This window comes from Mycolicibacterium nivoides (genome assembly GCF_003855255.1).
GTDB classification, from domain to species: Bacteria; Actinomycetota; Actinomycetes; order Mycobacteriales; family Mycobacteriaceae; genus Mycobacterium; species Mycobacterium nivoides.
Genome location: NZ_CP034072.1, coordinates 1,773,682 through 1,786,139, shown reverse-complemented (window position 1 = coordinate 1,786,139; position 12,458 = coordinate 1,773,682). Strand labels below are relative to the sequence as shown.

The following is a 12,458-nucleotide window of genomic DNA, read 5'->3' as shown; positions in this document are numbered from 1 at the left end:
CGACGCGATGCCACCGGCGCCCCCGATGGACGGGCCCGCACCGATCATGCTGGACGTGCCGCCCCCGCCTGCGCCTCCTGCGCCCGAGGTGCCGGCTCCTATCGCCATCTGAGATCACACCTGTCGGTGGTCAGCGAGCCACGATCGGTCAGATAACGTCTGGCTGTGATCGTGCTGCTGCCACCGTCGGAGACCAAACGCACCGGCGGGGATGGCCCCCCGGTGCGTTTGGACAATCTGAGCTCGCCGAAACTCACTCCGCTGCGCGAGTCGCTGATCGGCGAACTCGTCGAACTCGCCGCCGATCCGCCGGCATGCCGCAACGCCCTGGGCATCTCCGCCGGCCAGGACGCTGAAATCGAGCGCAACGCCGCCCTGCGGGATGCACCCACGATGCCGGCGATCGAGCGATACACCGGGGTGCTCTACGACGCCCTCGACGTCGGATCGCTACGCGGAACGGCCGCCACGAGGGCCCGCGGCCGGTTGGCCGTCGGATCGGCGCTGTTCGGCCTCCTGCGCGCCGATGATCACGTGCCTGCCTACCGGCTGTCCGCATCCTCGAAGTTGCCCGGACAACCGAGCCTGGCCAAGCGTTGGCGCCCGCTTCTGGAGCCGGTACTGGCCGACCTCTCCGCCCGCGAGCTGATCGTGGACCTTCGCTCCGGCTCCTACGCGGGGTTGGGCCGCATCCCCGGCGCCGTCCGCGTGCAGGTTCTGGCCGAACGCGCCGACGGTCACCGCACCGTGGTCAGCCACTTCAACAAGGCCCACAAGGGTCATCTGGCGCGGGCGCTGGCCGGCTCCCGGGCCGAACCGAACGATGCCGCCGCCGTAGCGGCGGTTGCCCGCCGCTCCGGCATGAACGTGGAACGCGACGGCGACGAACTGACCGTGGTGGTGCCGGCCTGACGGATTTACCGATCGCCGCCTAGGGCTCGCCGCCTCAAGCTGCCTCGAACGGCTCGCCGCCTCAAGCTGCCTCGAACGGCTCGCCGTCCAACGCCCGCGATGGCCGGCCATCCGGCCCCACCGGCACATCCCCCACGAGCGTCACGCGATACAACCGGCGGTCGTGCTCGCCGGTCAGATCCGACGGTGCCAGGTGGACGGTCGAGCGGTTGTCCCAGAACGCGATGCTGCCCGGCTCCCACTTGAACCGCACGGTGTACTCGGGCCGCACCAGCTCGTCGTAGAACAGACCCAGCAGGCGGCGACTCTCGTGCGGCGACACATCGACGATATGGCTCGTGAAACCCGGGTTGACGTAGAGCGCCCGCTCCCCCGTCTCGGGATGCACCCGCACCACGGGGTGCTCGGTCAGCAGCGGACGCCGGTTAACCCGACGCTCATAGTCCTCCGTGGCCGTCGTACCGTCCGGGGGCGCGAACCGGTGCACCGCCCGCAGCCCGTCGGCCAATCGCTGCAGTGGTGCCGACAATCCCTGATACGCGGCAACGGTGTTCGCCCATTGGGTATCGCCCCCGTACGGCGGGATCACCTCGGCCCGAAGAATCGACGCGGCAGGCGGATTCACCGCCGCGGTCACATCGGCATGCCAATTCGCCTTGTCGTAGCCCCTGCTGCTGCCATAGCGCGCCTTGAACCGGTCGGCGAAGATGGGGTAGATCGTCGGGTACTCCGGGTCGGGGATGGAATCGAACAGCGGATGCGCCGGTGTCGGTGAGCCGAATGCCCGCGCCAGCCGCAGGTGATCGTCGTGCCCGATGAACTGGTCGCGGAAGAACACCACCTTCCACTTGAGCAGTGCGGCACGGATTTCGGCCACGTGTTCCTCAAGTAGCGGTGCGGTGAGGTCGATTCCGTGGATCTCGGCGCCGATCCAGCCGGACTGCGGCCGGATGGTCAGTGCGGATGCCAATTGAGTCATCTGTTGTCCCCTCTGTTTCGTACGGCATAAATCGCTACGATTTCAGCGATTTCGGTGTGACACTGTCGAGTTCGTTCTGCGCGTTGACGATGTCGTTGTAGCGGCCGTCCACGTACGGCTTGACCTCGACCCGGCCCTTGATGGTCCCGGTCTCGTGCAGGCCGTCGGCGACGGTCTGGAACAACGCGGTGGAATCGGCATCGATCGGGTAGTACGAGGCGATCCCGTCCTCCTCGTACAACTTCTTGCCCTGGTCGAACGTGATGCCCTGCACCTTGACGTAGTACTCGTCGATCCACTGGTCGGCATGTGTGTCTTTCCAGTTGTTGGCCGCGACGGCCCGGCCGACGTAATCGCCGATCGCCGCCGCCTTGGCGGGGTCGTCGAGCACATCGCGGCGCACGATCAGCGTCTGAATGCCGGTGTTGATGCCCTTGCCATCACCGAGGATCGGTGGCTCGCCCAATTGGTAGTACTGGTTGCCCAGCACGATGGCGGCTTCCACGGCACCGGCGGCAAATGTCGGAACCACTTCTGCCCCAGCCAGTTCCACGGGCTGGACATCGGTTCTCAGGTCCAGGCCATGGCGCTTGAGCAGCCCGGCGGTGACCATGTGACGACCCGACCCCGGCGGGTAGGCCACCCGCTTGCCGCGAAGATCCTCGATCGTCTTCACTCCGCTGTCGGGGCGTGCCACCAGGTAGTAACCACCGCTGGTGCCGGGGTTCGCCTGCAGCCCGATGGTCACCAGATCGGTGACGCCACTGTCCACCGCGATCGGAACCGGCGCCTCGCCGATCGATCCGACGTCGGCCGCACCCGAGCGCAACGCCTCGATCACCGCCGCACCGCCGCTGAAATCGGCGAAGTCGACCTCGTAGGGTGTCCCCTGGCCGGCATTGGCCAGGTTCCACGGCAGTGACTGCGTCCCGTTCTGCTCGGCGATGACCAGCTTGGTGCCGGCCGGAACCTCGGTCTTCGCGGCGATCTTCACCGTGTCGATGGCACCGCCGGCCTCGTCGTCGGACAACCCGCACGCGCTGAGCAACAACGGGATCAGCAACAGCACAGCCGAACCCCGCCGCGCCCGACCACCAAATGACATGTGACTATTCCTTGTCTTCGGATACACCGAGTTCGGACAACAATCGCTTTCGCAGCGTGGCGAATTCGTGGGTGTCCCGGGCCCTGGGCTTCGGCACCGTGACGTCGACGTCGACGTCGAGAGAGATGACACCGTCGGTCAGGACGATCACGCGATCGGCGAGCAGGATCGCCTCATCGACGTCATGGGTCACCAACAGAACCGCCGGGGTGTGCCTGCGATACAGGTCCATCAGCAGCCCGTGCATCTTGATCCTGGTGAGGGCATCAAGTGCGCCGAAGGGTTCGTCGAGCAGCAGCAACTGCGGTTCGCGTACCAGGGCCCGGGCCAGGGCGACGCGCTGCGCTTCGCCACCGGACAACGTGCGCGGCCACGCCTTCGCCTTGTCCGCCAGATTGACCTCGCCCAGCGCCGCCAGCGCCCGTTGTTGTACGACACCGTTGGCGGGCAATCCGATCGTCACGTTGGCGAGCACCCGCTGCCACGGCAGCAGGCGGGAATCCTGGAAAACGATCGCGCGCCGTTCGGGCACCCGCAGGTAACCGTCCACGTCACTGTCGAGCGCACCCAGAGCCCGCAGGAAAGTGCTCTTGCCCGAACCGCTCCGGCCCAACAGGGCGACGAACTCGCCTGCCCGGATCTCCAGATCGAGGCCGTCGATGATGACGTTGTCCCCGAACCTCTTCCGGACGTCGCGGGCGATCACCACCGACGACGTACCGACAGTGGTCGTGAGCGTGTCAGTCTCCGTCATAGGCCCGCCTCCAGGTGAGCAGGCGACCCTCGAGGAACCGCACCACGAGAATCGAGATCAGCCCGAGAATCGCGTAGACCGCGATCAACACGAAGACGATGTCGATCTGGAAGTATTCGCGGGCGTCGGTCATCATCCGGCCGAGACCCTTCTTGGCGTTGATGGTCTCCGCGAAGATCAACGACAACCAGGACGCCGTCAGGGCCAGGCGCAGGCCGACCAGAAACCCGGGCAGCGATCCGGGGATGATGACCCGGTAGATCATCTCGGTCCGGCCTGCTCCGAAGGATCGGGCCGCCTCCACCAGCGCGGCATCGACGCTGCGGATCGCGCTGAAGGTGTTGATGTAGATCGCGACGGCGACGGCCAGCGTGATCAACAGGATCTTCGGGACCTCGCTGATGCCGAACCACACGATCAGCAGAGGCACCAGTGCGAAGTTCGGAACCGCGCGCAGCACTTCCATATTGGCGTCGACGAAGTTCTCCCCGATCCGGGACAGCCCCGAGATCAGGGCCAACCCGAGTCCGAGCACGATACCGAACACGAGCCCATATCCGACCCGTAACAGGCTCGCGGTCAGATGGTCCTGAAAAGTCCCGTCGGCGATCAGCGTCCAGGCCGCATCGAGAACCCGGGTCGGCGGCGGCACCGTGCGCTCGTCGAAGATCCCGACGGTGGACAACAGTTGCCACATGCCCACCAACAGGACCGGACCCAGAAGCCGCTGCACCGCGCGCGGCACCACGGGCTTGCGCTGCACCCGCCGCACCGCCGCCCGGGGATCGACGAGCCCGATCGGTGCGTCGGTGGGTGGGGCTCCCCCTGGCCTCGACAGCAGGACGGACATCTCAGGCGGCCCCGAAGTAGTCGCCCGAAATCGACTCCGAGGCAACACCATCGGGACCCACCGGAACGTCGCCCACCAGAGTGATGCGGTGCAGCACCCGGTCGCCTTCGACATGCTCGAAGTCGCGCGGGGCCAGGTGCAGCGCGGCCCGGTTGTCCCAGAACGCCACGCTGCCCGGTTCCCACTTGAACCGCACCGAGTACTCGGGCCGCGCGATCTCCTCGAACAGCAGATCCAGCAGGTGCCTGCTCTCCCGGGGCGAGAGATTGACGATCTCGCGCGTGAAGGACGGGTTGACGTAGAGCACCTTCTCCCCCGTGTCCGGGTGCACCCGGACCACCGGGTGGATGGTGGCGAGAGGATTGCTGCGCACCAGATCGCCGATCTTCTCGGTGCTGCGGTCGGCCGACGTCGTCGAGCCGAAGCGATGCTCGGCGCGTAGCTCGCCGACGAGGGCCTGAACCGATGGCGACAGACCCGCATATACGGCAGCAACATTGGTGAACTGGGTGTCACCGCCGTAGTCGGGCACCTGCTCTGCCCGCAGTATCGAATGCGACGGTGGGTTGATCAGCGGGGTGACATCGGCATGCCAGCCAGGACCGTTCGGGCTTTGCCGCTTGCGGTACTTGGTGCCGTAGCGGTGGTCGTAGGCGGCCGGGGATACGGTGTGGATCTGCGGGAATCCGGCTGGGGCAGAGTCGCCCTCGTAGGGATGGCCGGGGGTCACCTCGCCGAACTGGGCACCGAACGCGATCTGGGATGCGTGGTCGAGGTCTTGTCCGCGGAAGAACACCACCTTCCACTGGTGCAGTGCGGCCCGGATCGCGGCGACGTGCTCGGGTGACAGCGGCGCCGACAGATCGGCCCCGTCGATCAATGCCCCGGTGTATCCCGACAACGGACTGATCGTGAGTCCGGACGAAGACACTTCAACAGAAGACAGTTCAGATGAAGACAGTTCAGTAGTAGACATCGCCATACTTCCCTCGAAAGCAGCTGCTCATATCGGCGATTCGACGCTAACGAGGTTCGTCTCGGGACCTACCGGTTTGAATCGGCGTGACGTGAATGGCGTGCGGCAGTCGCGAACCCGGAGTGGCGTTGCCGGCCGCGTTCCGGACGAACGCCCCAAATCGCTTCTGCCTGCGGCGCACTGGCTCAATACCACGATATGAGGACGAATCTCACTGTTGCCGAGCTAATTTCACCGCAACTGCGCGACAGTCCCACACCGGATTCGGATTTCGCCGAATTCCCGGGTGTTACCCACAGCGCCCCACCTCATCGTGCACAATATGAGCTCGCGTCAGCGCCTGTCGCCTGTGCCACGCCCATCACACCGCCGTTCCCCGGGAGCAAGCTTGGTCACCTGCCCAGTTTCGACACCGCATGCGCCGTATCAGCCGGCTCGCCGTGGACGGCACCGGAAGGCACCGGAACGACGCTGGCTGCCCGTCGGCATCGGCGTGGCCGCCGCGGCCGTGGTCAGCTCCATGCTCACCGCATTCGTCATCCTCACGACGCTTGCCTCCAAATTCTCGTCCAGGGATTCGGTGTATGCCGTAGGCGCGAGGACCTACGAGGTGAAACCGAACCGGCAGCCGCTCCGAAGCTTCTCCGAGCGGGCCGTCGCTCCGGCCATCGCGGCGTTCGCGTCCGACGGCTCGGGATTCGTCGATTCGGCGGCACGGTGCCGCGACACCCAGACGGCCCGGGCCATCGGCCGAACCGAACGCTCGCTGGTGGTGATCTGCCTGGACCGCACAGGCTGGCTCGAATACCACGGCGTCCGGCTCTCCGACCGGGCCGCTCTGGCGGCATCGGCCGATGTCACCTCTGGCCGCCGATTCGTGGCGCGCAATTACCAGGTCAACTACGCGGTCTCGCCGACCGAATTGCTCGTCACCTCGGGTAGTGCGGTCCTCAAACGCGAACCGATGATCGAGTACCGGGAGATCCTGTCCACGCCGGTCGTCGTCGCACCGCGGTAACCGCGCTAAGCTGGCCGCTCATCGGCCATGCGGCGGGAGATCGATGTCCACATTCTGGCGGTACCTACGTATCCAGGCCATGGTGTTCATCGCCGGTATCGTCGGGCCGATCTTCTTGATCGTTTACTTTGCCGCACAACCAGATCCGACTCTCAAGTGGATGTACTTCGCGGGTCTGGTCGTCACCGCGATCGAAGTTCTCATCGCGCTCGAGGTGACTCGTATCAGTGCACCGACAGACACCACCAGCGATCTCCGGAGTGATGTGAGATGGATTCGTCGTCCGCCTTCGAACTAGCCCACACCGACGGGGTCGGGCAGGCGGCGCTGGCGGCCGCCGGTGAGATCAGTGCCGTCGAGCTACTCGACGCCGCGATCACCCGGGTCGAGGCGACGCGCAGTCTCAACGCGGTGATCACCGACCTGTTCGACAGAGGCCGCGCACAAGCCGCCGCACTCGATGCGTCCGGTGTGCTGCGCAACGGGCGGGCGGGGCCTCTGACCGGGGTGCCGTTCCTGCTCAAGGATCTCGGCGCAGCGCTGGCCGGTACCCGCGAAGCGATGGGGTCACGCGCGTTGCGCGACCATGTCTCAACGGAATCCGCCTGGACCGTGGATCGGTACCTGGATGCCGGCCTGGTCGTGTTCGGTAAGACCAACACCCCGGAATGGGGCAACCACTGCACCACCGAGCCGTTACTGTTCGGCCCCACGGTGAACCCGTGGTCCGCCGCCGTCACCCCGGGTGGATCCAGCGGCGGATCGGCGGCAGCGGTGGCCGCGGGAGTGGTGCCCGCGGCCTCGGGCGGGGACGGCACGGGCTCCATTCGGGTACCGGCCTCATGCTGTGGCGTCGTCGGCCTCAAACCACGCCGAGGACGATCCTCCTTCGCCCCTGACGGCGGCCACGGACTCGAAGGCCTGGTGAACAGCCACGCGCTGACCCGCACGGTGCGCGACAGCGCGGCCCTGCTGGACATCATCGCCGGCTCCGCACCCGGCGATCCCTACAGCGCCGCCGTCCCGGCGTTCTCCTTCCTCGACGCAGCCGCACGAACACCGTCGGCGCAGCGCATCCTGATCGCCACCTCGTCGCCGTTTCCCACCGGCCGGATCGACCCCGAGGTGGTGTCGGCCGTCGAAGCGGCCGGCCGTGTGCTGGAAAGCCTCGGACACCACCTCACCCCCGGGGCTCCCACGATCGATGCGGACGCCGTCGCCGACGCCGTCGCGGTGCTGCACACCGTGAGCAACGCACAGCTTCACGATCTGGCCCGGGCACATCTGGGCCGGGCGCCCCGCGAGGACGAGTTCGAGCCCAGCACCTGGGTGATGATCCGCGAGGGCTTCACCACGACGGGTCTGGCCTATGCCGACGCCATCTCGGACATCCATGCCCAGACACGCCGCTTCGCCGCGGGCATGGCAGGTCACGACGTGCTCCTGGTGCCGACTCTGCTGACCGGTCCGCCGCCGTACGGGCTGCTGAATCAGCCCCGGGGCACCACCCGGGCCTTCTTCGACGTCGAGTTCGCCACCACCGGATGGACGGCACTGGCCAACGTGACCGGTTGGGCTGCGATTTCCCTGCCTTTGGGCCAGACCCGCGACGGCCTGCCGATCGGTGTACAGCTGATGGCCCCCGACGAAACGATCCTGCTCAGCCTGGCCGGTCAGCTCGAGCAGGCTGCGCCGTGGGCCACCCGGACGCCGGCTCGATGGGTGGGCGCTACCGCCGCGAAGTAGCCGCATATCCTCTGAGTCGAACTGTGCGCCACCGGCGGTGTGCGCCCTCAACAGCACAACAACAGCAGGACGCCGTCTTCGAAGGAGTAGACAACCTCATGGTGAACCAGCAGCAGGCCGACAAGATGACCACGGGCAAGGGCTTCATCGCCGCGCTCGACCAGAGCGGTGGGTCCACCCCCAAGGCCCTGCGTCTCTACGGGGTCGAGGAGAGCGCCTACTCCTCCGAGGAGGAGATGTTCGACCTGATCCACCAGATGCGCTCGCGCATCATCACCTCCCCGGTGTTCAACGGCGACCGGGTGCTGGCCGCGATCCTGTTCGAGCAGACCATGGACCGCTCCATCGAGGGCAAGCCCACCGCGACCTACCTCTGGGAGGACAAGGGCGTGGTTCCGTTGCTGAAGATCGACAAGGGCCTGGCCGACGTCGCTGACGGCGTGCAGGTGATGAAGCCGATGCCCGGCCTGGACGACCTGCTGGCCCGCGCGGCGAAGAACGGCATCTTCGGCACCAAGGAGCGCTCGGTGATCGGCGCGGCCAACGCCGACGGTATCGCCGCCGTGGTCGCCCAGCAGTTCGAGGTGGCCAAGCAGGTGCTCTCGCACGGTCTGATCCCGATCATCGAGCCCGAGGTCACCATCTCGATCTCCGACAAGGCCGAGGCCGAGGACCTGCTCCGCGACGAGATCACCAAGAACCTCGACGCGCTGCCCGCCGACCAGAAGGTCATGCTCAAGCTGACCCTGCCGACCCAGGCCAACCACTACCAGTCGCTGGTCGAGCATCCGAAGGTGATGCGGGTCGTGGCGCTGTCCGGTGGCTACTCACGCGATGAGGCCAACAAGCTGCTGGCCGAGAACACCGGTGTGATCGCCAGCTTCAGCCGCGCGCTGACCGAGGGTCTGTCGGCCCAGCAGAGCGACGACGAGTTCAACGCCACGCTGGACAAGTCCATCCAGTCCATCTACGACGCGTCCGTCACGGGCTAGTCGCGGACCCGGCGAGTCAAGGCGCACGAGGATGGTCATCCCGATCGATCGCCCCAAACTGGAGGGCAATGTCGCCGTGGGCGACGGTCGGCAGCTCGGGTTCGCCGAGTTCGGCGACCCGCAGGGCCGTGCGGTCTTCTGGCTGCACGGCACCCCGGGCGCCCGCAGGCAGATCCCGACCGAGGCCCGGATCTACGCCGAGCAGAACCACATCCGGTTGATCGGGGTGGACCGACCGGGCATCGGTTCGTCCACACCGCACCAGTACCACTGTGTCCTGGATTTCGGTGAGGATCTGCGCACCATCGCCGACACGCTGGGCATCGACAAGATGGCCGTCATCGGCTTGTCCGGTGGTGGCCCCTACACGCTGGCCACCGCGGCCGCCATGCCCGACCGGGTGGTGGCGGCCGGGGTGCTCGGCGGTGTGGCCCCGATGGTCGGGCCCGACGCGATCAGCAGTCCCCTGATGCAACTCGGTGCGGTGATCGCGCCGATCCTGGAGGTGGCCGGTGCGCCGATCCGGTTGGCCGCATCCGGGCTGATCCGGTTGATCCGTCCGGTCGCCTCTCCGGCCCTGGAGATCTACGCACGGATCTCCCCCGAGGGCGACCGGCGCATGCTCGGCCGGCCCGAGTTCAAGGCCATGTTCCTCGACGACCTGCTCAACGGCAGCCGCAAGCAGCTGGCCGCGCCGTTCTACGACATCGTGGTGTTCGAGCGCGACTGGGGCTTCCGGCTCGACGAGGTCAAGGTTCCGGTGCGCTGGTGGCACGGCGACCACGACCACATCGTGCCGTTCGCCCACGGTCAGCATGTGGTCTCCCGGCTGCCCGACGCGGTCATGACCGAGCTGCCCTACGAAAGCCACCTGGGTGGACTGGGCTGCGCCGAGGAGATCATGGGCACCATGATCTCGACGTGGGACAAGGCGAGCACCGACTGAGCTCGTCCGAGGCTTGACCTCAACCATTGTTCAGGGGCGAGGCTGGCGTCATGGCAACCTCCATGACCCAGATCCGGACCGACCTGTGGGAAACCCGCACCGACACACCGTTTCCGGGTTTGAGCACACATGCCTACCTGTGGACACCGGGCGGGCACAACGCGCTGTTCTACTGCCCGGCCGGCGACGCGGATTTCGCCACGCTCGATTCACTCGGCGGGGTCGGCGACCACTATCTGTCTCACCAGGACGAGGCAGGTCCGATGCTGGCGCGCATCGCCGGGCGGTTCGGCTCCCGACTGCACGCGCCGGCCGCCGAACGCGACACGATCGAAAAGCACAGCCCGATCGACGTACCGCTGTCCTCCCGGCACATCGATGACCGTGGTGTCGAGGTGATCCCCACCCCTGGTCACACTCCGGGCAGCACGAGCTATCTCGTCGAGGGCGCCCAGGGCCGCTATCTGTTCACCGGGGACACCATGTTCGTCGCCGCCGACGGTCGATGGTCGACGTTCGTGATCCCGGGCATCGGCGACGCGACAGTGATGGCCGAAAGCCTGCACCTGTTGGCCGGCCTGCAACCGGATGTCGTCATCTCCAGCGCCTACGGGGCGCGCGCGGTCACCATCCTCGATGAGGGCACCTGGCCGGCATGCGTCGACGAGGCGTTGCGCTCGATACCGGTGACCCGCTGATCTTCGAGTAGCGCACTACTCTAGGCCCGGCCCCGGCCTGCTCCGATACTTCGAACAACTGGCGATGTGCCAGCGGGTCCGGAGGTCGGCAATGACAACGATCGGCAAACACGCGGTGGTGCTGGGCGCGAGCATGGGCGGGCTGCTGGCCGCCCGGGCGCTGGCCGACTTCTTCGACACCGTCACGCTCGTGGAGCGCGACGTGCTGCCCGACGGTCCGGTCCAGCGGCGCGGCGTCCCGCAGGGCCGGCATGCCCATGGGCTGCTCAGCGGCGGCTTGCAGGCGCTCGCCGAACTGTTTCCCGGGCTCCCCGAGGAGCTCGCGGCCGACGGAGCCACCGTGCTCGACGGGGCGAATCTGTCCCTGATCTCCCTGACGCTGAGCGGTCACACCCTCAACCTGAACGGGCAGCCGTCCCGACCGATCGAGTCGTATCTGGCCAGCAGGCCGTTCCTGGAAGCCCACGTGCGGGACCGGGTGCGTGCCATCGGCAACGTCCGCTTCCTCGACGGTCACGATGCGGTCGAATTGCTGATGGACGACACCCGGCGGGTTACCAGCGTCCTGGTGGCCGATCGGGACGGTGGCGCCGGGCAGGCGATATCCGCCGACCTGATCGTCGACGCCATGGGCCGCGCCGGACGGACACCGGCGTTCCTGGAGAGCGCCGGATTCGGCCGGCCACCCGAGCACCGGATAGCGGTGCAGGTGGCCTATTCCAGCCAACTGTTGCGCTTCGGCGACGACGTTCCGCGCGACCGGCTCACCCTCGTCGGCACCGTTCCCGAAAAGCCTTGCGGTGGTTCGCTATTCGCCTACGAGGATGACACCTGGCTGCTCACCACGGCCGGGATGACCGGCCGGGAACCGCCCACCGATCTGGCCGGGATGATCGCGTTTGTCGAGGACCTGTTCCCCGCCGAGACCGTCGCGGCACTGCGCAGCGCCGAACCGCTGGGCTCGCCGGCGACCTTCCGCTATCCGGCGAGTGTGCGCAGGCGCTACGAGCGCCTGACCCGGTTCCCCGATGGCCTGCTGGTCTTCGGTGACGCGATCTGCAGCTTCAATCCGGTGTACGGCCAGGGCATGTCGGTGGCCGCGCTCGAGGCGCTCGCATTGCGCGACTGCCTGGCCCGCGGCGGCGACGATCTGGGCCGCCGATTCCTGCGGGCCGCTGCCGGCTGCGTCAACACAGCATGGCAGATGGCCTGCGGCGCCGATCTGGCCATGCCGCAGATACCCGGGCCCCGCCCGATGTCGGTGCGGCTGTCCAACTGGTACACCGAGCGGGTGCTCACGGCCGCCGAGGACGATCCAGTGGTCACCGAGGCGTTCTTCCGGGTGATGAACCTGGTCGATCCGCCCAGCCGGCTGATGCATCCGTCCATCGTGCGGCGGGTGACGGCCGGTGCGTCCCGCCGACACCGCACGCGACGGCCGGCGGCGCCGGCCGAAGCCGCTGTTGCGCCGCTGGGCTGACG

At 67.2% G+C, this 12,458-nt stretch carries 13 protein-coding genes; 8 read left to right on the top strand and 5 right to left on the bottom strand.

The window, feature by feature from the left end; genetic code table 11:
* Positions 1-165 precede the first annotated feature (165 nt).
* Positions 166-912, top strand: a complete 747-nt coding sequence (gene yaaA, locus EH231_RS08525; RefSeq protein ID WP_124712218.1) for a peroxide stress protein YaaA — start codon at positions 166-168, stop codon at positions 910-912.
* 61 nt (positions 913-973) lie between these two features.
* Here yaaA and EH231_RS08520 read toward each other — a convergent pair whose 3' ends face one another.
* From EH231_RS08520 to EH231_RS08500, 5 genes are read right to left on the bottom strand one after another with little or no spacing between them, the layout of a single operon-like run.
* Entirely contained in the window at positions 974-1,891 is a 918-nt protein-coding gene (locus tag EH231_RS08520; protein ID WP_124712217.1) for a TauD/TfdA dioxygenase family protein, read from the bottom strand.
* 34 nt (positions 1,892-1,925) lie between these two features.
* A complete protein-coding gene (locus EH231_RS08515; protein ID WP_090433359.1) occupies positions 1,926-2,996 on the bottom strand; it encodes a PhnD/SsuA/transferrin family substrate-binding protein in 1,071 nt (356 codons plus the stop codon).
* Between the two features lie 4 nt (positions 2,997-3,000).
* Complete coding sequence (locus EH231_RS08510) at positions 3,001-3,750, bottom strand: ABC transporter ATP-binding protein (protein WP_124712216.1); 750 nt, start codon at positions 3,748-3,750, stop codon at positions 3,001-3,003.
* Complete coding sequence (locus tag EH231_RS08505; protein WP_090433354.1) at positions 3,737-4,600, bottom strand: ABC transporter permease; 864 nt, start codon at positions 4,598-4,600, stop codon at positions 3,737-3,739. Before EH231_RS08505 ends, EH231_RS08510 begins: the two co-directional genes overlap by 14 nt.
* A gap of 1 nt (position 4,601) precedes the next feature.
* A complete protein-coding gene (locus tag EH231_RS08500; protein WP_409543985.1) occupies positions 4,602-5,531 on the bottom strand; it encodes a TauD/TfdA dioxygenase family protein in 930 nt (309 codons plus the stop codon).
* Positions 5,532-5,964: 433 nt separating this feature from the next.
* Between EH231_RS08500 and EH231_RS08495 the strand changes: the two genes are divergently transcribed.
* The 7 genes from EH231_RS08495 to EH231_RS08465 all read left to right on the top strand — a co-directional run bounded on the left by EH231_RS08495 (position 5,965) and on the right by EH231_RS08465 (position 12,456).
* Positions 5,965-6,594 carry a hypothetical protein gene (locus tag EH231_RS08495; RefSeq protein WP_241177915.1) on the top strand — a complete coding sequence of 210 codons (630 nt, stop codon included), beginning with the start codon at positions 5,965-5,967 and terminating at the stop codon, positions 6,592-6,594.
* 43 nt (positions 6,595-6,637) lie between these two features.
* Entirely contained in the window at positions 6,638-6,892 is a 255-nt protein-coding gene (locus EH231_RS08490) for a hypothetical protein (protein ID WP_124712215.1), read from the top strand.
* Positions 6,865-8,340: an amidase gene (locus tag EH231_RS08485; protein ID WP_124712214.1), complete on the top strand. Its 1,476-nt coding sequence runs from the start codon at positions 6,865-6,867 to the stop codon at positions 8,338-8,340. The genes EH231_RS08490 and EH231_RS08485 overlap by 28 nt, the downstream gene beginning before the upstream one ends.
* A gap of 98 nt (positions 8,341-8,438) precedes the next feature.
* The gene (locus tag EH231_RS08480; RefSeq protein ID WP_090433347.1) at positions 8,439-9,332 is read left to right on the top strand and encodes a fructose bisphosphate aldolase; all 894 of its coding nucleotides are present in this window, start codon (positions 8,439-8,441) and stop codon (positions 9,330-9,332) included.
* 31 nt (positions 9,333-9,363) lie between these two features.
* On the top strand, positions 9,364-10,278 hold the full coding sequence (locus tag EH231_RS08475; protein ID WP_090433345.1) for an alpha/beta fold hydrolase: 915 nt from the start codon (positions 9,364-9,366) through the stop codon (positions 10,276-10,278).
* 50 nt (positions 10,279-10,328) lie between these two features.
* The gene (locus tag EH231_RS08470; protein ID WP_090433343.1) at positions 10,329-10,976 is read left to right on the top strand and encodes an MBL fold metallo-hydrolase; all 648 of its coding nucleotides are present in this window, start codon (positions 10,329-10,331) and stop codon (positions 10,974-10,976) included.
* A 91-nt stretch (positions 10,977-11,067) separates the two neighbouring features.
* Positions 11,068-12,456, top strand: a complete 1,389-nt coding sequence (locus EH231_RS08465; RefSeq protein WP_124712213.1) for an FAD-dependent oxidoreductase — start codon at positions 11,068-11,070, stop codon at positions 12,454-12,456.
* Positions 12,457-12,458 lie beyond the last annotated feature (2 nt).